Annotated in this window: 20 protein-coding genes; 9 read left to right on the top strand and 11 right to left on the bottom strand. The window is 73.3% G+C overall.

What is annotated here, in order from left to right; all coding sequences use genetic code 11:
* Window positions 1-46 precede the first annotated feature (46 nt).
* Together metG and QFZ82_RS20095 are read right to left on the bottom strand one after the other, a co-directional pair.
* A complete protein-coding gene (metG, locus tag QFZ82_RS20100) occupies window positions 47-1,651 on the bottom strand; it encodes a methionine--tRNA ligase (RefSeq protein ID WP_307714484.1) in 1,605 nt (534 codons plus the stop codon).
* 126 nt (window positions 1,652-1,777) lie between these two features.
* On the bottom strand, window positions 1,778-3,400 hold the full coding sequence (locus tag QFZ82_RS20095; RefSeq protein WP_307714483.1) for a VWA domain-containing protein: 1,623 nt from the start codon (window positions 3,398-3,400) through the stop codon (window positions 1,778-1,780).
* Between the two features lie 283 nt (window positions 3,401-3,683).
* On the opposite strand from QFZ82_RS20095, the gene QFZ82_RS20090 reads away from it, so the two are divergent.
* Entirely contained in the window at window positions 3,684-5,738 is a 2,055-nt protein-coding gene (locus tag QFZ82_RS20090; protein ID WP_307717781.1) for a PhoX family phosphatase, read from the top strand.
* A gap of 14 nt (window positions 5,739-5,752) precedes the next feature.
* Here the strand turns inward: QFZ82_RS20090 and QFZ82_RS20085 are convergent, their stop codons facing one another.
* Together QFZ82_RS20085 and QFZ82_RS20080 are read right to left on the bottom strand one after the other, a co-directional pair.
* The gene (locus tag QFZ82_RS20085; protein ID WP_307714482.1) at window positions 5,753-6,712 is read right to left on the bottom strand and encodes a hypothetical protein; all 960 of its coding nucleotides are present in this window, start codon (window positions 6,710-6,712) and stop codon (window positions 5,753-5,755) included.
* A 143-nt stretch (window positions 6,713-6,855) separates the two neighbouring features.
* On the bottom strand, window positions 6,856-8,334 hold the full coding sequence (locus tag QFZ82_RS20080) for an APC family permease (protein WP_307714481.1): 1,479 nt from the start codon (window positions 8,332-8,334) through the stop codon (window positions 6,856-6,858).
* Between the two features lie 197 nt (window positions 8,335-8,531).
* On the opposite strand from QFZ82_RS20080, the gene QFZ82_RS20075 reads away from it, so the two are divergent.
* A complete protein-coding gene (locus QFZ82_RS20075; protein ID WP_307714480.1) occupies window positions 8,532-8,927 on the top strand; it encodes an RNA-binding S4 domain-containing protein in 396 nt (131 codons plus the stop codon).
* Here the strand turns inward: QFZ82_RS20075 and QFZ82_RS20070 are convergent.
* The 3 genes from QFZ82_RS20070 to QFZ82_RS20060 form a co-directional block, all read right to left on the bottom strand.
* Window positions 8,922-10,910 (bottom strand): FUSC family protein, encoded by a 1,989-nt coding sequence (locus tag QFZ82_RS20070; protein ID WP_307714479.1) that lies wholly within the window; start codon window positions 10,908-10,910, stop codon window positions 8,922-8,924. The two genes, QFZ82_RS20075 and QFZ82_RS20070, sit on opposite strands and share 6 nt — an antisense overlap.
* Before the next feature lie 59 nt (window positions 10,911-10,969).
* Entirely contained in the window at window positions 10,970-11,215 is a 246-nt protein-coding gene (locus QFZ82_RS20065) for a DUF2630 family protein (RefSeq protein WP_307717780.1), read from the bottom strand.
* A 435-nt stretch (window positions 11,216-11,650) separates the two neighbouring features.
* Window positions 11,651-12,676 (bottom strand): endonuclease/exonuclease/phosphatase family protein, encoded by a 1,026-nt coding sequence (locus tag QFZ82_RS20060; protein ID WP_307714478.1) that lies wholly within the window; start codon window positions 12,674-12,676, stop codon window positions 11,651-11,653.
* 186 nt (window positions 12,677-12,862) lie between these two features.
* Here QFZ82_RS20060 and QFZ82_RS20055 point away from each other — a divergent pair, with 186 nt between their 5' ends.
* The 5 genes from QFZ82_RS20055 (at window position 12,863) to QFZ82_RS20035 (ending at window position 17,164) form a co-directional block, all read left to right on the top strand.
* Window positions 12,863-13,270, top strand: a complete 408-nt coding sequence (locus tag QFZ82_RS20055) for a hypothetical protein (RefSeq protein WP_307714477.1) — start codon at window positions 12,863-12,865, stop codon at window positions 13,268-13,270.
* A 255-nt stretch (window positions 13,271-13,525) separates the two neighbouring features.
* Entirely contained in the window at window positions 13,526-14,065 is a 540-nt protein-coding gene (locus QFZ82_RS20050; RefSeq protein ID WP_307717779.1) for an NADPH-dependent FMN reductase, read from the top strand.
* A gap of 98 nt (window positions 14,066-14,163) precedes the next feature.
* Window positions 14,164-15,135: an ATP-binding cassette domain-containing protein gene (locus QFZ82_RS20045; protein ID WP_307714476.1), complete on the top strand. Its 972-nt coding sequence runs from the start codon at window positions 14,164-14,166 to the stop codon at window positions 15,133-15,135.
* Window positions 15,132-15,989, top strand: a complete 858-nt coding sequence (locus tag QFZ82_RS20040) for an ABC transporter permease (protein ID WP_307714475.1) — start codon at window positions 15,132-15,134, stop codon at window positions 15,987-15,989. The genes QFZ82_RS20045 and QFZ82_RS20040 overlap by 4 nt, the downstream gene beginning before the upstream one ends.
* Before the next feature lie 98 nt (window positions 15,990-16,087).
* The gene (locus QFZ82_RS20035) at window positions 16,088-17,164 is read left to right on the top strand and encodes a MerR family transcriptional regulator (RefSeq protein ID WP_307714474.1); all 1,077 of its coding nucleotides are present in this window, start codon (window positions 16,088-16,090) and stop codon (window positions 17,162-17,164) included.
* A gap of 84 nt (window positions 17,165-17,248) precedes the next feature.
* Here the strand turns inward: QFZ82_RS20035 and QFZ82_RS20030 are convergent, their stop codons facing one another.
* From QFZ82_RS20030 to QFZ82_RS20015, 4 genes are all read right to left on the bottom strand, one after another.
* A complete protein-coding gene (locus QFZ82_RS20030; protein ID WP_307714473.1) occupies window positions 17,249-20,431 on the bottom strand; it encodes an AAA family ATPase in 3,183 nt (1,060 codons plus the stop codon).
* 129 nt (window positions 20,432-20,560) lie between these two features.
* Window positions 20,561-21,007, bottom strand: a complete 447-nt coding sequence (locus tag QFZ82_RS20025; protein ID WP_307714472.1) for a universal stress protein — start codon at window positions 21,005-21,007, stop codon at window positions 20,561-20,563.
* A 72-nt stretch (window positions 21,008-21,079) separates the two neighbouring features.
* Complete coding sequence (locus QFZ82_RS20020; protein ID WP_307714471.1) at window positions 21,080-21,703, bottom strand: FMN reductase; 624 nt, start codon at window positions 21,701-21,703, stop codon at window positions 21,080-21,082.
* The gene (locus QFZ82_RS20015; protein ID WP_307714470.1) at window positions 21,700-22,827 is read right to left on the bottom strand and encodes an LLM class flavin-dependent oxidoreductase; all 1,128 of its coding nucleotides are present in this window, start codon (window positions 22,825-22,827) and stop codon (window positions 21,700-21,702) included. The genes QFZ82_RS20020 and QFZ82_RS20015 overlap by 4 nt, the downstream gene beginning before the upstream one ends.
* Before the next feature lie 148 nt (window positions 22,828-22,975).
* Here QFZ82_RS20015 and QFZ82_RS20010 point away from each other — a divergent pair, with 148 nt between their 5' ends.
* On the top strand, window positions 22,976-23,110 hold the full coding sequence (locus tag QFZ82_RS20010; RefSeq protein WP_307714469.1) for a DUF6126 family protein: 135 nt from the start codon (window positions 22,976-22,978) through the stop codon (window positions 23,108-23,110).
* 184 nt (window positions 23,111-23,294) lie between these two features.
* Complete coding sequence (locus QFZ82_RS20005; RefSeq protein ID WP_307714468.1) at window positions 23,295-25,337, top strand: NADPH-dependent 2,4-dienoyl-CoA reductase; 2,043 nt, start codon at window positions 23,295-23,297, stop codon at window positions 25,335-25,337.
* Window positions 25,338-25,410 lie beyond the last annotated feature (73 nt).

The following is a 25,410-nucleotide window of genomic DNA, read 5'->3' as shown; positions in this document are numbered from 1 at the left end:
GGGGCCGGACTCCCGGTCCGGCCCCCTCGTCGCGTGTACGGCGTCCTTACGCCTGCTTCTCCTCCAGGCGCGGGAACAGCACCGCGCCCTTCGTCACCGTCGCGCCGGCGGGGAGCCTGCCCCACTCGCCCGCGTCCTGGACCCGCTGGTCGGCCAGCGTGCCGAGGACCGCCTCGGCGCCGAGCGACTCCCAGAGCTTCTGGGACGTCTCCGGCATCACCGGGTTCAGCAGGACCGCGACCGCGCGCAGGGACTCGGCGGCGGTGTAGAGGATCGTGGCCAGGCGGGCACGGCCCTCGTCGGAATCGTCCTTGGCGACCTTCCAGGGCTCCTGCTCCGTGATGTAGCCGTTGACCTGCTTCACGAAGTCGAAGATCGCCAGGATGCCGCCCTGGAAGTCCAGCTCCTCGCCGATCTTCCGGTCGGCCTCGGTGACCGCCTTGGCCAGTCCGTCCTGGACGGCCTTCTCGGCGTCCCCGGCGGCCGTGGCCTCCGGCAGCTCGCCGCCGAAGTACTTGCCCACCATCGCCGCGACGCGCGAGGCGAGGTTGCCGTAGTCGTTCGCGAGCTCGGAGGTGTAGCGGGCGGTGAAGTCCTCCCAGGAGAACGAGCCGTCGCTGCCGAAGGCGATCGCGCGCAGGAAGTACCAGCGGTAGGCGTCCACGCCGAAGTGCGAGGTCAGGTCCTGCGGCTTGATGCCGGTCAGGTTCGACTTCGACATCTTCTCGCCGCCGACCATCAGCCAGCCGTTGGCCGCGACCTTGCCGGGCACCGGCAGGCCCTGCGCCATCAGCATGGCGGGCCAGATCACCGCGTGGAAGCGGAGGATGTCCTTGCCGACCAGGTGCACGTTCGCCGGGAAGGTCTCCTCGAACTTCGCCGGGTTCTCGTTGTAGCCGACCGCGGTCGCGTAGTTGAGCAGCGCGTCGACCCACACGTAGATGACGTGCTTCTCGTCCCACGGGACCGGGACGCCCCAGTCGAAGGTGGAGCGCGAGATCGACAGGTCCTGGAGGCCCTGCTTGACGAAGTTCACGACCTCGTTGCGGGCGGACTCGGGCTGGATGAAGTCAGGGTTCGCCGAGTAGAGGTCGAGCAGCTTCGGGCCGTACTCGGAGAGCTTGAAGAAGTAGTTCTCCTCCTTGAGGATCTCCACCGGCTTCTTGTGGACCGGGCACAGCTTGGTGCCGTCCTCGGCCTCGATGAGATCGCCGGGGAGCTTGTACTCCTCGCAGCCCACGCAGTACGGGCCCTCGTACCCGCCCTTGTAGATCTCGCCCTTGTCGTACAGGTCTTGCACGAACTCCTGCACACGGTCCGTGTGCCGCTTCTCCGTGGTGCGGATGAAGTCGTCGTTCGCGATGTTCAGGTGCTCCCAGAGGGGCTTCCACGCCTCCTCGACGAGCTTGTCGCACCATGCCTGGGGCGTGACGTTGTTCGCCTCGGCCGTGCGCATGATCTTCTGACCGTGCTCGTCCGTGCCGGTGAGGTACCACACCTTCTCGCCGCGCTGACGGTGCCAGCGGGTGAGCACGTCGCCTGCGACGGTCGTATAGGCGTGGCCCAGGTGAGGAGCGTCGTTGACGTAGTAGATGGGGGTCGAGACGTAGTACGCCTTCGCCCCCTGCTTCTCGGATCCAGTGGCCGCCATGGTCCAAATCCTATCGGCCCGGCGGAGATCAACTCACACGCATAAGGCGGACCGCCCCACGACGCCCGACGGCCGGGCCGCGCTGTGTGCGCGGCCCGGCCGTCGGGGTGTCGTTCGCCGGCCCGGTCAGGGGCGCCAGGTCCCGAGGAGGCCCTGGAACACCTCGGCGTCCGGCAGCTCGGCGGGCGTGGGGCCGGCGTGGAAGAACGCGGCGGTGGCGGCCTGGAGCTTGCGGAGGTAGTCGAACGCCTTGGCGTCGTGCTCGCCGAACGCCACGAACTGCCAGAAGACCGGCCGGTCGGCGGCGGCCGTGAGGGCGGCGGTGGCGGCGGTCTTGGACTCGGGCGCGCCGTCGGTCTGGAAGATCACGAACGCGGGGGCGTCCGTGGCCGCCTTGGCGTGCAGGGCGAGGACCTCCTCGACGGCGAGGTGGTAGTTCGTCCGGCCCATCCGGCCGAGCCCGGCGTGCAGCTCGTCGACGCGGCCCTCGTGGGCGTCGAGAGTGAGCTCCCCGGTGCCGTCGATCTCGGTCGAGAAGAAGACGACGTCGACGGTGGCGCGCTCGTCGAGGTGCGCGGCGAGGGCAAGCGCCTGCTCGCCGAGGCGCTGGGCGCTGCCGTCCTTGAAGAAGGGGCGCATGGACCCGGACCGGTCGAGCACGAGATAGACCCGCGCGCGTGCGCCGGTGAGCCCGGCCTTCTTGAGGGCGGTGCCCGCGGCCTTGTAGGCGTCGACGATCCGGGGCGCCCGCGACTTGAGGCGCGTGAGCGGGACGGCGGCCTTGCCCTCGACGGCGCCGGCCTCCGGCTCGGGGGCGGTCTCGGGCGCGGCGGTGACGGGCTCGGTGGTGGTGGTCTCTGCCGCGAGGGAGTCGGATTCGACGTCCTCGGCGGGCGTGACGGCCTCGGGCTCGACCTCGGTCGGCTCCGCGGGCGCGGCGGCCTCGGGCTCGGCGTCCGGGGTGTCCTCGGTGGGGGCCACCTCCGCAGCTGTGGCGTTGTCGGTGGGGGCGTTGTCCTGCGGCTCGGCCGCGTCGGCCTCCGGCTCGGGGGTGGTCTCGGGCGCGGCGGTGACGGTCTCGGGGGTGGTGGTCTCTGCCGCGACGGTCTCGGGTTCGACGGCCTCCGCAAGCGCGGCGGCCTCCGGCTCGGCCGCGAGCGGCTCGGGCTCGACGTCCCCGACAGGGGCGACGGCCTCCGGCTCGGCCGTGACGGCCTCGGGCTCGATGTCCTCCGCAGGGGCGGCGGCCTCGACCTCGGTCGACTCCGCAGGCGCGGCGGCCGCCACCTCGGCCGCGAGCGAGTCGGGTTCGACGTCCTCGACAGGCGCGGCGGGCTCCCGGGTGACGGACTCCGCAGGCGCGGCGGGCTCCTGTGCGGGCGCCGTCGTGGACGGCTTCGGCTGGGTGGGGAAGCGCGGGGTCGGGTTGTCGAACGCCGCCGAGACCAGGTCCGACGCCCGGTCCACCGCGGTCTGGGCCGGCACCGTGGCCGGTTCCTTGGCCAGCACCGTGGCCGGTTCCTTGGCCGGTTCCTTGGCCGGTTCCTTGGCCGGCACCGTGGCCGGTTCCTTGGCCGGTTCCTTGGCCGGCACCGTGGCCGGTTCCTTGGCCGGTTCCGTGGTCGTCTCCGTGGCCGGTTCCGTGCGCTCCGTCTGGGCGGGAACGGAGGCCGCCGCCGACTCCTCGCGCCCGGCGCCGTCAGCGCGATCGCGGCCGAACACCTTGCGCAGCAAGCTCCGAATACCCATGGGCGGGGCCTTTCGCATGAGTTGGGTGCGGTGACTGTCCGCTCTGCAGACGTTCCCCCCGGGCAACGCAGGCCAGGGCGGACACGTAAGGTTAGCGGCCGCCCGTCGCGGCTTCCGGGAGGGCACCCGCATGGCCTCCCACACACACCGACCGCGCCCCGTGCGCGCCCCATTCATTCCTCGTTCACCTCGTGTCCGCCGCCGGGCAGAGGAGCGCACCTAACGTCACCGCCGGAATCATTCCGACACCATGTCGGCGCAGGATGCGCCGGAGGAGGACGACGTGCGCAAACTGCTGCCGCTGTTGAACACCGCCCCGCACGCGGGCGGGCGTTCCGCGCTGACCTGCCGCTACCGCTGCGGCGACGCCTGCTTCCACGAGGTTCCCAACACCAGCGACAACGAGTACGCAGGTGACGTCATAGCGAGCGCGCTGTCGCGCCGTTCGATGATGCGTGCCGCCGCCGTCGTCACCGTCGCCGCCGCCGCCGGCGGTGCCGCCGTCGTGCAGGGCGCCACCCCCGCCGCGGCGGCGGAAACCGGCCGGCCGCAGAAGCCGGGCACGGCCGACGGCGCCCGCGGTCTGCGCTTCGCCCCCGTCGCCCCCAACAAGGACGACAAGGTCACCGTCCCCGCCGGCTACGAGCAGAGCGTCGTCATCCGCTGGGGCGAGCCCATCCTGCGCGGCGCGCCGGCCTTCGACCCGGACAAGCAGACCGCCAAGGCCCAGGCGGGTCAGTTCGGCTACAACAACGACTTCCTCTCCCTGCTCCCCCTCAAGGGCGAGTACGGCCGCCAGGTCCTCGTCGCGAACCACGAGTACACGGACGAAGTCCTGATGTTCAAGGGCTACGACCCCGAGAACCCGACCCGCGGCCAGGTGGAGATCGCCTGGGCCGCGCACGGTCTGTCCGTCGTCGTGGTCCAGGAGGAGCACCGCAGCGGCAAGCTGACCCCGGTCACCCGCCACCCGCTCAACCGCCGCCTCACCGCCACGAGCGAGTTCGAGCTCACCGGTCCGGCCGCCGGCTCCGCCCTGCTGCGTACGTCCGCCGACCCGTCCGGCACCAAGGTGCTGGGCACGCTCAACAACTGCGCCGGCGGCACCACTCCATGGGGCACCACGCTCCACGGCGAGGAAAACTTCAACCAGTACTTCGCGGGCGGGTCGAGTGCGACCGACAAGCGGTACGGGATCGGCACCGGCGCCACCGAGCGCAAGTGGGAGCGTTTCGACAAGCGCTTCGACGCCAAGCAGGAGCCCAACGAGTCGCACCGCCACGGCTGGGTCGTCGAACTGGACCCGTACGACCCGGAGTCCACGCCCCGCAAGCGCACCGCCCTCGGCCGCTTCAAGCACGAGGCCGCGCAGCCGCGGCTCACCGCCGACGGCCGTCCGGTCGTCTACATGGGCGACGACGAGCGGTTCGACTACTTCTACAAGTTCGTCTCCAGCAAGCGCATGATGAAGGGCAGCTCCCGGCGGGCCCGCGAGCACAACCTCACGCTCCTCGACGAGGGCACCCTCTACGTCGCCAAGCTGACGGGCGACAGCCCGGCCGCCGAGGTCGACGGCACCGGCAAGCTCCCGAACGACGGCGAGTTCGACGGCAGCGGCGTGTGGATCCCGCTCGCCACGGGCGACGTCTCGCACGTCCCCGGTATGACCGCCGAGGAGGTGTACGTCTTCACGCGCCTCGCCGGTGACAAGGTCGGCGCCACCAAGATGGACCGCCCCGAGGACGTCGAGCCGAGCCCCCGCACCGGCCGCGTCTACGTCGCGCTCACGAACAACAAGGACCGCGGCGCCGCCGGCAAGGCGGGTGCGGACGAGGCCAACCCGCGCAACAACAACAAGCACGGCCAGGTCCTGGAGCTGGCCGAGCACTGGGACGACCCGGCGAGCGACGGCTTCGCCTGGCGCCTCTTCCTGGTCGCGGGCGACCCGAACGACCCGGCCACCTACTTCGCCGGCTTCCCCAAGGAGAAGGTCAGCCCCATCTCCTGCCCGGACAACGTCGCCTTCGACCCGTACGGCAACCTGTGGCTCTCCACGGACGGCAACGCGCTCGGCTCCCACGACGGCCTGTTCGGTGTCGCGACCCACGGTGAGCGCCGCGGTGAGCTCAAGCAGTTCCTGACCGTGCCGACCGGCGCGGAGACCTGCGGTCCGATCATCCAGGACCGCCGCGTGCTGGTCGCGGTCCAGCACCCGGGCGAGGTCGACGGCGCGTCCGTCGAGAAGCCCGCGAGCTCCTGGCCCGACGGTCCCGGCACGATCGTGCGCCCGTCGGTCGTCGCGGTCTACCGCAAGGACGGCGGCAACATCGGCGCCTGATCCCGGAGTACGGTTCACGAGGTGACGCCGAGCTGTGTGCGCCACCTCGTGAACTGCTCGGCCGCGTCTCCCGTGTACGTCCACGGGAGATGCGCGGCCCGCGTCCCCAGCAGCTGGAAGAGGCCGCGGGCCTCCTGTTTCAGCCCTGCGTGACAGGCGGCGTGCGTCAGATAGTTGAGCTCCCCGATCTCCTGCGGCGCGACCGGTCCGTCCGCGCGCCACAGGATCCACCGGTCCCACGTGCGCCGTATCTCCACGACGGCCAGCTCGTGCTTCCAGTGCTGGTCGAGGCCGCGCACCACCCGCCCCTGGGCCGTGTCGAAGACATGGCGGTACTCCTCCGCCCGCGCGATCTGCACCAGCACCGGCAGCGGCGACCCGGGAGGCGACGCCCCCGCCGCGTCCCGCGCGAAGTCGTACATCCTGCCGTGCGTGCCGTGCCAGCGCGCCGAGTGGTAGCGCAACAGCTGCACGTGACCTTCGACGTTGTACGGGTCGCGCCCGCGCATCTCGTCCCACCAGCGCCGCAGTTCCCTGCGGGGCACCCCGTCCTCGTACAGCCGCGCCACCGTCAGCAGCGACACCCACGGCATGGGGTCGGCGGGGTGCAGGTCGGCGGCGTCGAGGCAGGCCCGCACGGCGAGGTCCAGCCGGTCGCGGTCGACCCCGCCACCGCGCCCCGCGGCGATGGCCCGGTGGAAGACCCGCACGACCTCGGTCGCCGCCGCGAGGACCGCAGCGTCGGGGCTGGCCGGCTCGGCGGCCCGCCAGATCCCCGTGGCGGACGAGCCGGCCGCGGCGTGGGCGAGCAGCCGGATCCGATGGGTGCGCAGCCCCCAGTCGTCGCCGGTGTCGCGCAGCAGGTCCCGTACGCCCTGCCAGCGGCCGATGACGATGTCGTCGAGGGCGTCGGACAGCGCCCGGTCCCCGTACGCGGGATCGAAGTCGGGGACGAAGCGGCGGCGAGCGGCCATGGGCGGCACTTCCCTCGGCGGTTCAGGTACGTTCTGGCGATCCGACGGTCTTCGGAGGGATCCACGGCGACTGCGGGGATCCACAGGCTCTACGGGGGACGCCTGCCGTTCCGGCGCGGGGATCGGACGACGTGCGGGGGCGGTCAGTAGTCGGTGGCCAGCGCCTTCCCGGTGTAGTCGGGACGGTGGCCGGACCGCCGGTCGCCGTAGTCGTCGTCCGTGTCGACCGGGCGCGTGGCGTCGAGGGGAGCGGGCCGGTAGTAGGAACTGCCCTTGCGCCAGTAGTGGAGCATCGGCACGAGACCGGCGGCAAGCCCGCCGAGACCGATCGCGACCGAGGCCCCGCTCAGCTCGCCCAGCGACTCGATGAAGATCCACAGCATGAACAGCGCCCCGAACAGCGGCCAGGCGCCGCCGAGGACGAAGTCGCGCACGGAGCGGAGCAGCGTCCTGCGGTACGCGACGACGGCGGCGATGCCCGCGAGGCCGTAGTAGAACGCGATCTGCAGCCCTATCGCGGAGACCCCGGCGGCGAGCACGTCACCGACCGAGCCGAGCGCGACCGACGCCGCGAACAAGGTGAGCGCGACGGCGCCGACGGCGGCAACCGCGGCCCACGGGGTGTGCCACCGGCGGTGCACCCGCCCCAGCACCGCGGGCATCGTGCGGTCCCGGCCCATCGCGAACAGCGAGCGGGTCACCTGGATGAGCGTCGTCTCCAGGGTGGCGACGGTGGACAGCAGCACGGCCAGCACGAGGAGCCTGCCGCCCACTCCGGGCCAGACCGCCTCACCGAGCGCACCGAGCACGTGGGAACCGGACGCCCGGATCTCCTCGGCCGTCAGGAACATGTTGACGGCCACGGTGAACGCCTCGAAGACGAGGAAGACGACGCCGACGCCGATCAGTGCGGCGAGCCCCGCGGTGCGCCGGCTGTCGCGGGTCTCCTCGCTCAGGTTGCTGGTCACGTCCCAGCCCCAGAAGTAGAACGTGGCGACCAGCGCGCCCGAGGCGAATCCGGCGGGTCCGTCGAAGTGCGCGAAGCCGAACCAGGACCAGTCGAAGGCGACACGGCTGCCGCCCCGGACGAGTGCGGCGGCGACGAACAGCGCCAGGACGGCCAGTTCGACGCCGGACAGGACGAGTTGGGCGCGCACGGTCAGCCGCGCGCCGCCGAGCACGACCAGCAGCATCGCGACGAACCAGGCGGCGCCCACGGCCGTCGCCAGCGCCCTGTCGCCGGCGAGATCCGGATCGACGAGTGCGAGCGTCATCGCACCGGCGGGCAGGGAACCGGCCACCATGAAAAGGGTCGCGGAGACGACCAGAGCCCACCCCGACAGGAAGCCGAGGAAGGGGTGCAGGGTGCGGCCCACCCACGAGTACCCCGCCCCGGCGTTGACGTCGAGGCGGCCGAGCCGGCCGAAGGCCAGGACGATGCCGAGCATGGGAATCGCGCAGTACAGCAGGGCCGCCGGTCCCGCGAGACCCACGGTGGCGACGAGGACGGCGGTGGTCGCCGCGATCGAGTAGGCCGGGGCGCTGCCCGCGACCGCCATGACGACGGTGTCCCACGTCCCCAGGACCCCTGGCCGAAGCCCTCTGCCGGAGCTGCTGCGCATGGAAATCTCCGAATGCCCTTGTGCCGCGCGGGAGATGCGGGCACGTCAGAAGCGAACACCCGCGTTCGGAGGAGACGCCTCCGTCAAGGGGAGATCGTGCGCATCGTAGTCGGATGTGTGCGCTGTGGTGAGGGGGCGGGGTGCCGTCCCGCCCGTGCGCGTGCTCGCCGGGTCCCCGGAGCCGTACAGTCGGTGACATGGCTGCAGAGGTATCGGACGAGGGGACCGTACGGGTCGACGCCTGGGTCTGGTCGGTACGGCTCACCAAGACCCGCTCGCAGGCCGCGGCGGCGTGCCGGGCGGGCCACGTGCGCGTCAACGGCGAGCGGGTCAAGCCCGCGCAGTCCGTGCGCGTCGGCGACCAGGTGCGGGTCTTCCACGCGGGGCGGGAGCGGCTGGTGGTCGTCTCGAAGATCGTGCGGAAGCGGGTCGGACCGCCGGTCGCCACGACGTGCTACGTCGACAACAGCCCGCCGCCCCCGCCGAAGGAGTTGACCGCTCCGGCGGCGGTACGGGACCGGGGCGCCGGCCGCCCGACCAAGCGGGACCGCCGCGAGCTGGAGCGCCTGCAGGGGCTCCGGCCGGGGTCATGACCGGGGCGCGGGCAAGGCGATCGCCCGCGCGGCCCTGACCTCCTGACGCAGCGGCTCCAGTACGCCCTTCTCGTCGCCCGGCAGGTCGGCACGCACCTCCACCAGCTCCTCGCTGGAGCGCAGCCCCTCGGCGAGTTCGCGCAGCTGCTCCTCGATGCCGGTGATCTCCGTGTCGCGCGGCGGCTCGGCCCCGTGGTCGACGCGGACCCGGGCCGCCGTCGTGGCGTCCACGATCCGCTCGACGGCCACGACGAGCGGCCACCAGGCGGCGGCCCGTGCGCCGGTCGGCGGCGGCTCGGTCAGCGCCCGCTGGAACTCGGACCGCACGGACGACAGGTCCCGGTACAGCCGCCTGCGCCGCCGCACCCGTTCGCCCTGGTCGGTGCCGCCCGCCGTGCCCACCGGGCCGAAGGCGCACGCCACGTAGTCCGCCGCGTCCTCCACGGCCTTCGCCAGCCGGTCGCCGATCCGGGTGTGCCAGCTCTCCGGCCACAGCAGGTACCCCGCCACCAGCGCGATCGCGCAGCCGATGAGGCTGTCCACGAGCCGGGGCAGCACGAGGTGGAAGCCCTGGTGGTTGAGGACGTCCGACAGCATGAGGATCACCGGGGTGATCGCCGCGGTCTGGAAGGCGTACCCCTTCGCCGAGAACGCCGGGATCAGCGCGGCGAGCACCATCATCACCGGCACGTCCGCCCAGCCGCGCGGCACGGCCGCCAGCACCGCGGCCGCGACGAGCAGGCCCGCGGCCGTGCCCAGCGCACGCAGCACCGCGCGCGAGAACACCGAGCCGAAGTCGGGCTTGAGGACGAACGTGACGGTGAGCGCGACCCAGTACGACCGGGTCACCGGCACCAGGGAGACGAACACCTGGGCGATGCCGATGCACAGCGCGAGACGGAGCCCGTACCGCCAGGACGGCTCGGACGTCAGCACGCTGCGCGCCGCCCGCCGGACGCGGACGCCGAGCGCCGCGGGCCTGCCGAGCCGGTCGTGGGACAGCGCGGCGTCGGCGTCCGGCCGGTGGACGACCGCCGACGCGTGGCGCAGGGCGCGGTCGACGGCGCGGTCCGCCGGGCCCTCCGGCTCGGGCAGCACCAGCTCGGGGGCCGTGCGGCGACCGCTCTCCACCGCGACCGCCAAGTCCCCTACGGCGGCCGCTATCTCGGGCCGGCGGGAGGCACGGCCGTAGCGGTGCGCCGCCGCGGCGGCCTCGACGAGCGGGATGACCACGTTCAGCTGGGCGAGCAGCCGCACCAGCGGCCCGCGCCGTCCGTGGTCGTGGGCGCGCCGGGCGAGGACCAGGTCGTAGGAGGTGTTGAGGGACTGGGTGACGTCCTGGCGCCGGGCGTCGTAGTCGCCGGTGCCCGCCGCGGCGAGCAGGTCGGCGACACTGCGGTAGGTCGCGGCGACCGCGGCCACTTCCGGCGCGCGGCCGCGCAGCGGCCAGCCCAGCAGGGTCAGTACGAGCACGAGGAGGCCGCCGAGGCTGAGCAGCAGCGGCGCCGTCCACCACGGTCCCGGCATCGGCAGACCGGCGCCCACGACGGCGTTCAGCAGGAGCAGCAGGCCGGACACCGAGGCGACCGCGCCGATCGTCGAGATCATGCCCGAGACGAGCGCCACGAGCGTGAGCGCGCCGACCGCGGCCCATCCCTGCCCGTACACGAGCGTGCCGAGCGTGACGCCGACCGCGCCGAAGAGCTGCGGGACGGCGATGTTCAGGAGGCGCATCCGGTAGGCGTCGGCGGTGTCGCCGATGACGCCGGACAGCGCGCCCATCGACGCCAGCGCCCCGTACGCGGGCTGTCCGGACGCGAGCCCGGCGGCCAGCGGCGCGGAGAGGGCGACGGACGCGCGGGCGACGGCGGCCCACGGAACGGGCGCGTCCTGCGGGCGCAGGCCGCGGATCAGCCATTCGGGCGGGGTGAGCCGCCCCGCGCGCCCGCCCGCCGCTGCCGCCCCGCCCTGGAGATCCGCCATGGTGTCAACAGACCCCGAAAGGCTCGCCCCGCGCAAGTACGGCGTACGGAGCGGGCGCGTCAGCTCTCGTAGTTCTCGACCTCGTCGGCGGGCTGCACCTGTGCCGTGTCGGGGTCGCCGCCGAACTCCGACTTCGCCCGCCGCCTGCGCAACAGGTCCCAGCACTGGTCGAGGCGGATCTCCACCTCCTTGAGCCTGGCCTGCCGGTCCGGGTCGAGTCCGCCCTGCCGGATCGAGTGGTCGCGCAGGGCGCGCTCCTCCTCGACGAGTGCGCCGATGTCGTCGATGATCTGCTCGTCTTTCATGACTGCTCCCTGGTCGGAGGACGAAGACGGTCCTGCCGCGGGCTCCTCCCGCGCGGCTCCTCCGGCGGCGTCTGCAGCGAACCGCCGCCGCGGCGAGGGCGTCGAGCAGCGTCGACGAGGCGTGCAGTGCAGCCGGAAGCCGACGCCCTCCACCTCGCCGGGCAGCGCGACCGCCCCCGCTCCAAGCCGGGCCGACACGGCGAGGCCGCCGGGCCGGGCGAGCGCCGCGTACCCGGCGAAGGAGCCCGGTTCGTCCGAGACGAGGCCGGCGACGGCGTCGACGCCGTCCGGGCAGGCCGTGCGCACCGCCCGCGTCAGGTCGGCGGTGGCGTCCACGGTGACCGTCGCGCCGAGGCCGCTCGTCATCCGTCTCGCCTCCCGACCGGCCGCCCGCGTGGCCTCGCACCACGTCCCCACTCTGACCCCGCCGCCGGGTCAGCGCACGTCGTGCAGTTCCAGCGAGACGAGGAGCGCCCGGTGGTCGGTGGCCCCCAGGTCGAGGAAGCGGGCGGAGCGCACCGAGAAGTCCTCGCTGACCAGCACGTGGTCGATCTGCGCGCCGAGCGGGCGCGGCAGGCCGGCCGGCCAGGACGGGGTGCGGGACGCGCCCGCGAGCCGGGCGCTGTCGCGCAGGCCGCCCGCCTCCAGGAGGTCCCGGAAGGCGGCGTGGTCCTGGGTGGCGTTGAAGTCGCCCGCGACGACGGACGGGCGGTCCGCGGCCGCGGCGGCACGGTCGCGCAGCCGGGCCAGCTCCCTGCGCCAGTCGGTCACGGCGCTGGGGACGGGCGGCAAAGGGTGGGCGAGCTGGAGGTTCACCGGCCGGCCCGCGATGCGGGCGCCGGCGGCCGGCATGCCGAGCACGGAGCGGACACCGGTGGCGGGGGCCAGCGGGTACCGGCTGAGGATCGCCGAGCCCGCCGCGCCGCCGGCCTCGACGACACGGCGGTACGGGTAGTCGGCGCGGAGGGCCTCGGACGCGAGCGCCTCGGAGCACACGGCCGGGCATTCCTGGACGAAGACGAGGCCCGGACGCTCGCGGGCGATCGCCGCGATCAGCGCGTCGGTGGCCCCGCCGAACTCGAGGTTCGCCGTGAGGACCTCGACGCGGGCGACGGCCGGCCCGGGCGGCTCGTCGGTCAGCCCGGTGTCGTACGGCCTGACGAACCAGCCGGTCAGAGCCAGCACCGCCACGGCCCACGCCGCGAGCAGGCGGCGCCGGGCGAACAGCGCCACCAGCAGCGCGACCGCGGCCGGGGCCAGCAGCCACGGCAGGAAGGCGAGCAGCTGCGGCACGGGCGTGACGGCGTCGGTGTCCGCGGCGCGGCACACGACCACGGCGGTCGGCACGACGAGCAGCAGCCCGGCGGGCCACGCGCCGCGTCGCCGCCCGGCAGCGGGGCCGCGCCCGGCGTCGTACGGCCCGGCCGCCGGGTACCCGCCGTCCCTGGTCTCCTGGTCCACGCAGGCCTCCGAGCCGTGAGTCGTCGTGTGCGCGTGCAGTCCGTCTGCCCTGAGGACGCCGGTGGCACCGGATCCGTTGCCGCTGACTCGGCGGTGGTACGGGTGCGGGGCGGCCTGACTTGCCGCCGGGGGCGTGCGGGTGTGCCCTGATAGGGGACGGGGGTCGGAGGGAAGGAGTTCTGCGCCATGGCCACACAAGCAGCGACGCCGCGGCACCGGCGTCGGCGCCGGACGCCCGCACGAGAGCACCACCCGCTCGGTCCGGTACTGACCGCCCTGCTCGCCGTCACGGTCGGCGTCTGGGCCGCGTCCATCCTGCGCTTTGAGAACGACGGTGTCGCCACCGGCGGCCAGTGGGTCCTCGGCGTGGTCTGCGCGGTGGTGTTCGGCGCGCTCGCGTTCGGGCTCGGCCGCATCCGGCACTCCCTGCCGCGCGAGATGCGGGCCCTGGCCTACGGGGCGCTGACCGCGGCGACCATCGGGTTCCTGACCAGCCTGGCCGACAGCAGCGTGCTCAGGTCGGCGGGCATCGGTGTCGCGGTCGGCGCGGGTGTCGGGCTCGTGACGTTCTACTACGCCTACACGCATGAGTGAGGGTCACCGGACCTGCGGATGAGCGCGTCACCGGACCCGTTCGTGCGGGTCCGGCCCGCTGCTCGCGGTGAGGTCGCCGGTGGGGAAGCCCAGCACGTGTCCCCGCCCCGGAGCTGAGCCCCGTCCGGCCCGCCGGGCCGGACCCTGCCTCGCGCGGCCGCCGGATCCGATCCGGCGGCCGCGCGTTGCCGTCTCGCGCCTCCTGGGTGAGGGCCGCGGACAGGTGGAGGGAGGCGCACCGTGCGGGACGAGGACATGCCGCCGCTGCGCGTCGCAGTGATCATCGGCAGCACACGCGAGGGGCGCGTCGGCGACGAGCTGGGGCACTGGTTCGCGCAGTACGCCGCGCAGCGGGACGACCTGGAGCCGGCGGTCGTCGACCTGGCCGGCTTCGACTTCCCGGCCCGCTACCCGGGCCGGGCCACCGCGCCCATGCGCGACTTCGCCGCTCAGGTCGGCCGCGCCGACGCCTTCGTCGTCGTGACCCCGGAGTACAACCGCTCCTTCCCCGCCTCCCTCAAGCAGGCCATCGACTGCGCCTACGACGAGTGGCACACCAAACCGGTCGCCTTCGTCAGCTACGGCCACGGCTCACGCGGCCTCTACGCCGTCGAGCAGCTGCGGTCGGTGTTCACCGAGCTGCACACGGTGACCCTGCGCAACGGGGTCGGCGTCGACCTGCTCGCCGAGTCGCCAAAGGACCGCGCCGCAGCCGTGACGCCGATGCTCGATCAGCTGCGGTGGTGGGGCCTCGCGCTGCGCGAGGCCCGCGCCCTGCGTCCCTACGCCTCATGACGGCGCCGCCCGGACCGCCGATGAACCGGACCGCCGATGAATTCGCGCCCCCGCCCGAGTCCTGTCTCCACGGACGAAAAGGAACCGAAGGACTGACGATGAGTACAGATCTGGCAATCGAGACCACCGGCCTGGTGAAGGTCTTCGGTGAGAACCGCGCCGTCGACGGCGTCGACCTCCGGGTGCCGACCGGCACGGTCTACGGAGTCCTCGGCCCCAACGGCGCGGGCAAGACGACCACCGTCCGCATGCTGGCCACCCTGCTCAGGCCGGACGGCGGCGAGGCCCGCGTCTTCGGCAAGGACGTGCAGCGGGACGCCGACGCGGTCCGCAGCCGGGTCAGCCTCACCGGTCAGTACGCCTCCGTCGACGAGGACCTCACCGGCACCGAGAACCTGGTGCTCCTCGCCCGTCTGCTCGGTCACTCCAAGCCCGCCGCGCGCGAGCGCGCGGCGCAGCTGCTGGAGGCCTTCGGCCTGCGGGAGGCGTCCGACAAGCAGGTGAAGAACTACTCGGGAGGCATGCGGCGCCGTATCGACATCGCCGCCTCCATCCTCAACACCCCGGACCTGCTGTTCCTCGACGAGCCCACCACCGGGCTCGACCCGCGCAGCCGCAACCAGGTCTGGGACATCGTGCGCGCCGTCGTCGGCCAGGGCACGACCGTGCTGCTGACGACGCAGTACCTGGACGAGGCCGACCAGCTCGCGTCCCGCATCGCCGTGATCGACCACGGCAAGGTGATCGCCGAGGGCACGAAGGGCGAGCTGAAGGCGTCCGTCGGATCCGGGGCCGTCCATCTGCGGCTGCGCGAGGCCGGGCAGCGGCCCGAGGCCGAGCGGGTGCTGGCCGCCGCGCTCGGCGCCGAGGTCGTGCTCGACCCGGACCCGGTCGCCCTCACCGCCCGGGTCGACGGCAGCGGCAGCGACCGGGGCGCGGCCGAGCAGGCCGCGCACGCCCTGGCCGAGCTGGCCAGGAACGGCATCACCGTGGACAACTTCGCGCTGGGGCAGCCCAGCCTGGACGAGGTCTTCCTCGCCCTGACCGACAAGAAGGGGGAGGCGGCATGAGCACCGCGACCACCACCAAGGACCTCGGCGACATCGAACTGCGGGCGCCGAGGGCGGAGGACCTAGCCGCCCTGCTGGTCGCCGGGGAGCGGCCGCCGCGTCCGAGCGCCTGGTCGGCGTCGCTGACGTTCGGCTGGCGCGCCATGCTCAAGATCAAGCACGTGCCGGAGCAGCTGTTCGACGTGACGGCGTTCCCGATCATGATGGTGCTGATGTACACGTACCTCTTCGGAGGCGCGATCGCCGGGTCGGTCTCGGCGTACATCCAGTTCCTGCTGCCCGGCATCCTCACCATGAGCGTCGTGATGATCACGATGTACACGGGTGTCGCGGTCAACAACGACATCTCCAAGGGCGTCTTCGACCGCTTCCGCACGCTGCCGATCTGGCGGCCCGCCCCGATGGTCGGCTACCTCCTCGGCGACGTCGTGCGCTATCTGATCGCCTCCGTGGTCATGCTCGCCGTCGGCCTGGTCATCGGCTACCGCCCGGACGGCGGACCGGTCGGCATCGCGCTCGGCGTCGCGCTGCTGATGGTCTTCTCGTTCTCGTTCTCCTGGATCTGGACGATGTTCGGACTGCTGCTGCGCACCGAGAAGTCGGTGATGGGCGTCAGCATGATGGTCATCTTCCCGATGACGTTCCTGAGCAACGTGTTCGTCGACCCGAAGACCATGCCGGGCTGGCTCCAGGCGTTCGTCAACAACAGCCCGGTCACCCATGTGGCCACCGCCGTACGCGAACTGATGGCGGGCAACTGGCCGGCCGCGGACATCGGCTGGTCCCTGGGCTGGTCCGCGGCGCTCGTGGTCGTGTTCGGCTCGGTGACGATGCGGCTCTACAACCGCAAGTAGGGCCGTGCCGCCCGGCCTTGACCTTCCTCGCGGGGGAGACTCCAGCATCGGGTCCGCCGGGCATCCCCGCCCGGCACGAGGAGGAAGGCCGGGCAGGCATGGGGTTGCTGACCATAGGTGCGTTCGCCCGCGCGTCGCGGCTGTCCGCGAGGGCGCTGCGGCGCTACGACGAGCTGGGCCTGCTGCCGCCCGCACGCGTCGACCCGTTCACCGGCTACCGGTACTACGACGACGCCCAGGTGGAGCGGGCCCGGCTCGTGGCGTGGCTGCGGCGGATCGGGATGCCGCTCGCCGGTGTCGGCCGGGTCTGCGACCTGGCGGAGACGGACACGGATGCCGCGGCCCGCGAGATCCGGGCGTACTGGATGCAGGTCGAGTCGGAGACCTCGGCGCGCCGGAGCCTGGCGGACCTCCTCGTGGACCAGTTGTCAGGGAAGGACACCGACATGACGGACCGGATCACGATGCCCCTGGGGATGCGCTGCGCGGCCCGCACGGACCGCGGCCTCGTCAGGGAGACCGACCAGGACGCGGTGTACGCCGGGACGCGGCTGCTCGCCGTCGCGGACGGCTTCGGCGGCGCGGGGGCCGCGGCGAGCGCGGCGGCGATCGGCGCACTGGAGCCGCTGGAGACCGCCGCACAGGCGTCCTCGCGGGCGGGCGATCTGCTCAACACCCTGGAGGACGCGGTGCACCGCGCCGGCACGGCGGTGCGTGCCTTTCCCGAGTCCGGCACCACGCTGACCGCGCTGCTGTGGACCGGCTCGGAACTGGCTCTGGCGCACATCGGCGACACCCGCGCGTACCTGCTGCGCGACGGGGTGCTCCACCGCCTCACACACGACCACACGGTGGTGCAGTCGATGATCGACGAGGGCGGCCTCGACGAGGCGGAGGCTGCGGCGCACCCGCAGCGGGCGATGTTGCTGCGCGCGCTGGACGCCGGCGACGGTCCGGGCAGGCCGGACCTGCGGCTGCACGAGGCGAAGGCGGGCGACCGCTTTCTGCTCTGCTCGGACGGCCTGTCCACGACGGTGTCGCAGGCTGCCGTACGGGACTGCCTCGCGTCGGACGCCGCCCCGGAGGCGGCCGTCGACGCCCTGATCGGGCTGGCCCACGAGGGGGGCGGCGCGGACAACATCGCGGTGGTGGTGGCGGACGTGGTCAGGACCTGACGCAGGGGCGCGGGGCGCGCCGCGCGCACGAGTCGGGCCGGTCCCCGGGGCCGCACAGCCGTGCGCCCGTGCGCGGCGCCCCCGTCACAGGCGCCAGGTGACCGGCCGTGGCGGGCGGTAGGCGCACGAGGCGCCTGTGGAGACCGATTCCCTCAGGTGCGCGGCCAGTTCGGGGTGGAGGCCGTCGAGGCGGCGCAGGGTGTCGCGGATGCGGGCCGTGACGGTCTTGCGGGCGCGTTCGGCCTCGTCGCCCAGCCGCCGGGTCCGGCCGCCGAGCCCGGCGGCCGCGCGCAACTCCTGGAGAAGCGCGGTGCGTTCGCGCCCGTACTCCTCGGCGCGGCGCTCGTCGCCACGGGCCGCCGCCCGGTCGATCTCCTCGTCGAGGCGCGCGAGGCGCTGCCGGTAGCGGTTCTTCGCCTCGTCGTCGAGCACCGGGTCCCCGCCGAGGGCGCGCGCGGCGACCACGGCCTCGCCGCCCTCGGGGGCGAGCAGCACCACGGCGGACAGGTCGTCCCCGGGGCGGGAGAGCAGGGTGTGCAGGTCCCGCAGCCCCTTGGCGTCGGGCACGTGCACGGCACGCCCCGCGAACGACAGCGCCCACACGGCTGCGTCCCGCCGGAACTCCCCCGCGGACGCGGACGCGGGCCCGTCCCCGGGGGCCGGCCGGGGCGCGGCCGGCTCGGACGGGGACGCGGCCCGTTCCTGCGGGTCGCGCAGGAGATGCGTCAGCCCCAGCTCCCGTGCCTCGCGCTCCACGTCCGCCCTCAACGACCGTGCGGCCGCCTCCCCTTCCGACGCCTCCAGCACATCGGCCAGTGCCGCACGGGCTCGCACCGACCAGGGCCGCGCCCGCAGCCGGTCCGCCGACGCGTACGCCGCCGTCAGCGCCCGGACCGCGTCCGCCGTCCGGCCCTGGGCCGCGTCCAGCAGCCCCCGCCACTGGTCGACCGGGCCGCTGATGTCGCACCCGTACAGCGAGACCACCCACTGCCCGGCGTACGGCTCCAGTGCCGCGCGGGCCCGCTCGATGGCGTCCTCGTCGCCCGAGGCCGCCGCCGTCTGCGCCCGCAGCCGCATCAGCAGCGGCGCGAACGCCCTCGGCAGCGACTCGGCACGCTGCTCGATCCCGTCCAGCAGCCGCCGCGCGAGACCGGCGTCGCCCCGCTCGACGGCTGTGATCCCCTCCAGCAGCTGCGGATACGGGTGCCCCACCTCCTCGAGACCCGCCACGGCCTCGGCCGCCTCCTCCAGGCGGCCCGTCAGCAACTTGAGGGCCCAGTCCATGTGGGACGTCATGAAGGCGAAGGCAGGGTGCTCGCGCCGGGTGCCGATCACCTGGTCCAGGAGCTGCCTGGCCTCGTCGAAGCGGCCGGCGAGGGCGGCGATCAACGAGCGGTCGACCGCGACGCCCAGCTCGAAGCGGCGCAGGCCGGTCCGCTCGGCCAGGCCGACGAAGGTGTGCAGCTGCGCCAGATATCCCGGGTCGCCCAGCTCCAGCAGCGAGACCCAGCGCATCGCGGTGGCGTGCAGCTCCATCTCGGCGTTGTCCGTGCGGCGGGCGACCTCGGCCATCTCGTCCGTCAGGTCCAGCCGCTCGGCGGAGGTGCCGAGTCCCCAGATCGCGTCGTGCCGCGCCCACAGCGAGAACGACAGCGCGTCGTCGTCGCCCTCGCTGCGCGCCAGGGCGGTGCAGCGCACGGCCAGGTCCTGCGCGATCCGCTCGTGCGACAGGCCCGCGAGTTCCTCGCCGCCCCGGTCGACCAGCGCGCGGTAGGCGTCGCGCAGCAGTCGCCCGGTCCGCGCCCGCTGTCTGCCGCCCTGCACGTCGCTCTGGTTGTGGAGGGTGATCGCGACGCGTGCCAGCAGCTCGGGGGCGCCGAGCTCCTCCGCCAGGTCGGCGGCCCGGTCGAAGTGGCGCCACGCGTCGATCTCGTCGCCGCTGTGGCGCAGCTCCGCGCCGAGGTCGAGGCAGACGAGCGCGGCCCGGCGTGCATCGGACCCGGCGGCCTGGAGCGCGCGGCGGTAGTGGCCGACGGCCTCCTCGCCGGCGAGCCGTCCGGACGCGTCGCGGGCTGCCGCCATCAGCAGCTCGACACGGCGCTCGCGCTCCAGCTCGTCGCCCGCGAGATGGGCGTGCCGTGCGAGGTCGGCGGGGAGGACCTTCTCGCTCAGGTCGGGCGCGGCCGCGACGGCCCGCACGACGGCCGCGTGCCGGGCGCGCGCGTCGGCCTCGTCCAGCGCCTCGTACAGCGTCTCCCGCACGAGGTCGTGGGCGAAGGCGAACCGGCCGCCCGTCCGCGGGGCGACCAGCCGCGCGGCGACGGCCCGATCCAGCAGCCGGTCCACCTGCGGCACGGGCGCCGCCGCTGCCGCCGCGAGCATCTGCCGGTGGAACTCCCGCCCCAGCACGGCCGCGGTGACGAGCAGCGCGCCGACCGGCCCGGGCAGCAGCGCGAGCCGCCGCCGGACCGCCTCGCGCACACCGGGGGCGACGGTGGTGACGGGCTGGCCGCTGTGCCAGATGCGGGCGGTCTGCTCGACGAAGAACGGATTGCCGCCGGTGCGCCGGTGGACCTCGTCGACGAGGCCGGGTCCGGCCTCGATACCGGCCGTCAGCTCGATGAGCGCACCGACCTCGTCGCGCTCCAGGCCGGTGAGCGTGACCGTGGCGGCGGCCCGGGCGGCCAGCGGCAGGATCAGCTCCTGGAGCGGATGGTCGGCCGCCTCGACCTCCGCGTCCCGGTACGTGCCGATGAGCAGCAGCCGCTCGAACCAGGTGTGCTGGGCGGCGAATTCCAGCAGGCGCAGGGACGCCGGGTCGGCCCAGTGCAGATCGTCCAGGACGACGACCACGGGGCGCTGCTGCGAGACGGTGACCAGCGCCGTCGTCACCGCGTCGTACATCGGGAAGCTCTCGCCGCCGGCCTCCGCGTCGCCCGGCGTCTCCCCGAGCAGGACCGCGAGCAGCCCGCCGGCCGCCTTCTCGGCCTGTGCCCAGGCGTCCGCGCCGGCTCCCCGCCGCAGCCCGCGGACGACCTGGACCCAGGGCCAGTAGCCCGGTGCGCTGTCCGAGTCCCAGCAGGAGCCGCCGAGCACGAGGGCGCCGCGCCGCCGGGCCTCGTCGGCCGCGGCGGTGACGAGGGTCGTCTTGCCGATGCCGGCCTCGCCGGTGACCAGCACCAGGCCCCCGTGGCTGTCCGTCGCCCGGCCGATCTCGGTCCGGAGGACGCCCGCGGGGTGGTCACGCCCGATCAGTGCAGGGCTCATGCCGAAACCATAGGCGGCGTCACCGACAACGCCCGCCGAACCGGGAAACGCCCGCGGAAGGGCGGGCCCCCGCCGGGCCCGCCCGACCGGGAAGCCCGTCAGGCGGGCCCGTGCACCGGGAAGCTCCCGTCAGGCCGTGTCCGCCTCGCCCCGCACCACCACGACCGGGCAGGGGGCGTGCTGGGTGAGATGGAGCCCGACGGAGCCCAGCAGCGCCGCCTTGAACCCGCTGTACCCGCGGTCCCCCACGACCAGCAGTGTCGCCCCCTCGGCGCGCTCCATCAGGGCCTGTGCCGGGTTGCCGATGAGGACCTTCCGCGTGATCGCGGCCGCGGCCTCGGCGCCGATGGTCTGCTCCAGTGTGTCGTCGAGGATCCTGCCCGCCATCGCCTCCGGGTCGAAGTCGGCGGGCAGGGCGGGCACCATGGCCGCCCAGCCCGCCGCCGGGTACTCCCAGCTGATGACGGCTTCCAGGGGCTCACCCGTGAGCCCGGCCTGTCGCACCGCCCAGCGCAGTGCCCGGACGGACGGCTCGGAGCCGTCCACCCCTACGACGATCCTGCCCGACTTCGCCATTCCGCCACCTCCGTGGTTCATGAGCCCGAACTCGGTTCAAGCCTACGGATAACCACCCGAAGGGGCACAGAACTACGCAAACAGGTCGGCGGTGACCGCTTCCTCCGGCGTGGCCTGGGCCGGGACGCCGGCCGCCGGAGCCAGCATGCGGGCCAGCTCGCGCCCGGCCCGCGCGATGCGGTCCGGCAGCGTGGCGGTGAGCGCGTCGCCCGTGCCGCCCCAGTCCTCCGACGCCGCGTAGACCGCCGTCGGCACCACCACCGCCCGCAGGTAGGCGAACAGCGGACGCAGGGCGTGCTCCAGCACCAGCGAGTGCCGGGCCGTCCCGCCGGTCGCCGCGATCAGGACGGGCTTGCCACCGAGGGCGTCGGGCTCGATCAGGTCGAAGAAGGACTTGAACAGCCCGCTGTACGAGGCCGTGAACACCGGCGTGACGGCGATCAGGGCGTCCGCCCCCGTCACCGCCTCGATCGCCTCCTCGAGCGCGGGCGCGGGGAAGCCCGTCACGAAGTTGTTGGCGATCGGAACGGCCAGGTCGCGCAGCTCCACCACGCGGACCTCCACCGGACGTCCGCTGCCCGCGAGTTCGCGTCGTACGGACTCGGCGAGCCGGTCGGCGAGCAGCCGCGTGGACGACGGCACGCTCAGCCCGGCGGAGACGACGACGAGGTTCAGCGGCTCGGCGGTGTGCGTCATGACGACTCCTTCATGTCCCGGACGTCCGCGCCGCGGGCGTCCGTGTCCTGGGCGTCGCGGGCGGCGACGGCGGGGTGCAGGGGCGCGGTCTCGGGCACTCCGGCCGGCCGCAGGCGGGCGAACTCCTTGCGCAGCACCGGCACGACCTCCTCGCCGAGGATGTCGAGCTGCTCCAGCACCGTCTTCAGCGGCAGCCCGGCGTGGTCCATCAGGAACAGCTGGCGCTGGTAGTCGCCGACGGCGTCGCGGAAGCCGAGCGTGCGCTCGACGACCTGCTGCGGGGAGCCGACGGTCAGCGGCGTCTGCTCGGTGAAGTCCTCCAGCGACGGGCCGTGGCCGTAGACCGGCGCGTTGTCGAAGTAGGGGCGGAACTCCTTCACGGCGTCCTGCGAGTTGCGGCGCATGAACACCTGGCCGCCTAGCCCGACGATCGCCTGCTCGGGCGTGCCGTGCCCGTAGTGCGCGTAGCGCTCGCGGTAGAGCGCGACCATCTTCCTGGTGTGGGACATGGGCCAGAAGATGTTGTTGTGGAAGAAGCCGTCGCCGTAGTACGCGGCCTGCTCGGCGATCTCGGGGGAGCGGATCGAACCGTGCCAGACGAACGGCGGCACGCCGTCCAGCGGGCGCGGGGTCGCGGTGAAGCCCTGCAACGGCGTGCGGAACTTCCCCTCCCAGTCGACCACGTCCTCCCTCCACAGCCTGTGGAGAAGCGCGTAGTTCTCGATGGCGAGCGGGATGCCCTGGCGGATGTCCTGCCCGAACCACGGATAGACCGGGCCGGTGTTGCCGCGGCCCATCATGAGGTCGACGCGCCCGTCGGCGATGTGCTGGAGGTAGGCGTAGTCCTCGGCGATCTTCACCGGGTCGTTGGTGGTGATCAGCGTGGTCGAGGTGGACAGGATCAGCCGGTCGGTCCTGGCCGCGATGTGCCCGAGGAGGGTGGTGGGGGACGACGGCACGAAGGGCGGGTTGTGGTGCTCTCCCGTCGCGAAGACGTCCAGGCCGACCTCCTCCGCCTTCTCGGCGATGGCGATCGTGGCCTTGATCCGCTCGTGCTCGCTCGGCGTACGGCCGGTGGTCGGGTCGGTCGTGACGTCCCCGACCGTGAAGATGCCGAACTGCATGGGGGCTCACCTCTCGGGCTGATGGTTGAATATTGAACTATAGCCCCCTCAACCAAGGCCCTCCGGTCTGTATTCCGCCCCGGCCACCCCGCCCCCGTGCCCTGTCCTGTGGCTCCCCCCGGGGCCGACCCGAGGACCGGAGGCTGCCGTGGGCGGGCACGAGAGCGAGGAGTGGAAGGAGCGCGGCGTGGCGCTGCGCGTCTTCGTGTACGTGGTCGCGACCCACTTCTTCGCGGGTTTCGTGTGGCTCCTCTTCTATGTCGGCGAGCATGCGCAGAAGTGACCACGCCGCCGGGCCCGCGGCGCGACGCCCGCCAGGGTCAGCCGGTGCCGGCGCTGCACTTATTCGACCGCGGGGACGATCGCGTTCGGCCGAGCGTGACCGAGCTCATTTTGCACTTTGTTGCAAAAGACTCCGGAGGGCGGCTAGAACTTGAACCGACCAGCCCGCGCGAGGAGGCGCCCCGATGAGTACGAGCACTGCACGGCCGACCCCGTACCCGCATCTGCTGAGCCCGCTCGACCTCGGGTTCACGACGCTGCCCAACCGGGTGCTGATGGGCTCCATGCACGTCGGCCTCGAAGAGGCCGAGAACGGCTTCGAGCGCATGGCCGCCTTCTACGCCGAGCGCGCCCGCGGCGGCGTCGGCCTGATCGTCACCGGCGGCATCGCGCCGAACGACCGCGGCCGCCCCTACGAGGGCGGTGCCAAGCTCACCACCGAGGACGAGGCCGCCCGGCACCGGGTCGTCACCGACGCCGTGCACGCCGAGGGCGGCCGGATCGCCATGCAGATCCTGCACTTCGGCCGGTACGCCTACCACCAGGACCTCGTCGCCCCGAGCGCGATCCAGGCCCCGATCAGCCCGTTCGTCCCGCACGAGCTCACCGACGCGGAGATCGAGGAGACGATCGAGGACTTCGTCCGCGCGGCCGTCCTCGCCAAGTCCGCCGGGTACGACGGCGTCGAGATCATGGGCTCCGAGGGCTACTTCGTCAACGAGTTCATCGCGAGCGCCACCAACCAGCGCACCGACCGCTGGGGCGGCTCGTACGAGAACCGCGTCCGGCTGCCCCTGGAGATCATCCGCCGCACCCGCGAGGCCGTCGGCGCCGACTTCATCCTGATCTACCGGCTCTCCATGCTCGACCTGGTGCCCGGCGGCTCCTCGCTCGACGAGGTGATCACGCTCGCCAAGGCCGTGGAGGCCGCCGGTGTCACGATCATCAACACCGGCATCGGCTGGCACGAGGCCCGTATCCCCACCATCGCGACCTCGGTGCCGCGCGGCGCCTACACCTGGGTCACCAAGAAGCTCATGGGCGCGGTGTCCGTCCCGCTGGTGACCAGCAACCGCATCAACACCCCCGACGTGGCCGAGCAGTTGCTCGCCGACGGGCGCGCGGACATGGTCTCGATGGCACGGCCGTTCCTCGCCGACCCCGCGTTCGTGGCCAAGGCGCAGGCCGGCCGGCCCGAGACCATCAACACCTGCATCGGCTGCAACCAGGCCTGCCTCGACCACACGTTCAGCCTGAAGATCACCTCCTGCCTGGTCAATCCGCGCGCGTGCCACGAGACCGAGCTCGTCCTCGCCCCCACCCGGCTGAAGAAGCGCGTCGCCGTCGTGGGGGCCGGACCCGCCGGACTGGCCTGCGCCGTCTCCGCCGCCGAACGCGGCCACGCCGTCACCCTGTTCGACGCGGCCGACGAGATCGGCGGCCAGCTGAACATCGCCAAGCGCGTCCCGGGCAAGCAGGAGTTCGACGAGACCCTGCGCTACTTCCGCACCCAGCTGGCCGAGCGCGGTGTCGAGGTGCGCCTCGGCACCCGTGTCGCCGCCGCCGACCTGTCGGCCGACGACTACGACGAGGTCGTGGTCGCCACGGGAGTGACCCCGCGCGTCCCCGAGATCGCGGGCATCGACCACCCGAGCGTCGTCAGCTACCTCGACGTGCTGCGCGACGGCGCGCCGGTCGGCGAGCGCGTCGCGGTCGTCGGCGCGGGCGGCATCGGCTTCGACGTGGCCGAGTACCTCACCGACGGCGGCGAGGGTGCGAGCCTGGACGCGGAGACGTACTTCCGCCAGTGGGGCGTCGACACCGCGTACGCCGGACCCGGTGGCCTCACCGCGCCGAAGCGCCCCGCGCCGCCGCGCGCCGTGCACCTGCTCCAGCGCAAGACGAGCAAGGTCGGCGCCGGACTCGGCAAGACGACCGGCTGGATCCACCGCACCGAGCTCAAGCACCGCGGGGTGACGATGACGGCCGGCGTGACGTACGAGCGGATCGACGACGAGGGCCTGCACATCACGGTCGACGGCGCCTCCTCCGTGCTGCCGGTCGACACGGTGGTGCTGTGCACCGGGCAGGAGCCGCAGCGTTCGCTGTACGACGAGCTGACCGCCGCCGGCCGCACGGTCCACCTCATCGGCGGCGCGGACGTGGCGGCCGAGCTGGACGCGAAGCGCGCCATCGACCAGGGCACCCGGCTCGCCGCCGCCCTGTGAGAACGGGTCCCCGTCGGCCTCGGCGAGGGGCCGACGGGGGGCATGAACTCGGTGCGGCGACCGGGAGGCGAGA

It is taken from the genome of Streptomyces sp. V4I23 (assembly GCF_030817975.1).
Taxonomy (GTDB): domain Bacteria; phylum Actinomycetota; class Actinomycetes; order Streptomycetales; family Streptomycetaceae; genus Streptomyces.
Note: the sequence above shows the minus strand (reverse complement) of the source record. Positions and strands in the feature narration are given on the sequence as shown.

Excerpts from the sequence above, each read along its gene's own strand:
- metG (WP_307714484.1), bottom strand. The coding sequence starts at position 1,651 with ATGGCGGCCACTGGATCCGAGAAGCAGGGGGCGAAGGCGTACTACGTC.
- QFZ82_RS20095 (WP_307714483.1), bottom strand. The coding sequence starts at position 3,400 with ATGGGTATTCGGAGCTTGCTGCGCAAGGTGTTCGGCCGCGATCGCGCT.
- QFZ82_RS20085 (WP_307714482.1), bottom strand. The coding sequence starts at position 6,712 with ATGGCCGCTCGCCGCCGCTTCGTCCCCGACTTCGATCCCGCGTACGGG.
- QFZ82_RS20080 (WP_307714481.1), bottom strand. The coding sequence starts at position 8,334 with ATGCGCAGCAGCTCCGGCAGAGGGCTTCGGCCAGGGGTCCTGGGGACG.
- QFZ82_RS20075 (WP_307714480.1), top strand. The coding sequence starts at position 8,532 with ATGGCTGCAGAGGTATCGGACGAGGGGACCGTACGGGTCGACGCCTGG.
- QFZ82_RS20070 (WP_307714479.1), bottom strand. The coding sequence starts at position 10,910 with ATGGCGGATCTCCAGGGCGGGGCGGCAGCGGCGGGCGGGCGCGCGGGG.
- QFZ82_RS20065 (WP_307717780.1), bottom strand. The coding sequence starts at position 11,215 with ATGAAAGACGAGCAGATCATCGACGACATCGGCGCACTCGTCGAGGAG.
- QFZ82_RS20055 (WP_307714477.1), top strand. The coding sequence starts at position 12,863 with ATGGCCACACAAGCAGCGACGCCGCGGCACCGGCGTCGGCGCCGGACG.
- QFZ82_RS20050 (WP_307717779.1), top strand. The coding sequence starts at position 13,526 with ATGCCGCCGCTGCGCGTCGCAGTGATCATCGGCAGCACACGCGAGGGG.
- QFZ82_RS20045 (WP_307714476.1), top strand. The coding sequence starts at position 14,164 with ATGAGTACAGATCTGGCAATCGAGACCACCGGCCTGGTGAAGGTCTTC.
- QFZ82_RS20040 (WP_307714475.1), top strand. The coding sequence starts at position 15,132 with ATGAGCACCGCGACCACCACCAAGGACCTCGGCGACATCGAACTGCGG.
- QFZ82_RS20035 (WP_307714474.1), top strand. The coding sequence starts at position 16,088 with ATGGGGTTGCTGACCATAGGTGCGTTCGCCCGCGCGTCGCGGCTGTCC.
- QFZ82_RS20030 (WP_307714473.1), bottom strand. The coding sequence starts at position 20,431 with ATGAGCCCTGCACTGATCGGGCGTGACCACCCCGCGGGCGTCCTCCGG.
- QFZ82_RS20025 (WP_307714472.1), bottom strand. The coding sequence starts at position 21,007 with ATGGCGAAGTCGGGCAGGATCGTCGTAGGGGTGGACGGCTCCGAGCCG.
- QFZ82_RS20020 (WP_307714471.1), bottom strand. The coding sequence starts at position 21,703 with ATGACGCACACCGCCGAGCCGCTGAACCTCGTCGTCGTCTCCGCCGGG.
- QFZ82_RS20015 (WP_307714470.1), bottom strand. The coding sequence starts at position 22,827 with ATGCAGTTCGGCATCTTCACGGTCGGGGACGTCACGACCGACCCGACC.
- QFZ82_RS20005 (WP_307714468.1), top strand. The coding sequence starts at position 23,295 with ATGAGTACGAGCACTGCACGGCCGACCCCGTACCCGCATCTGCTGAGC.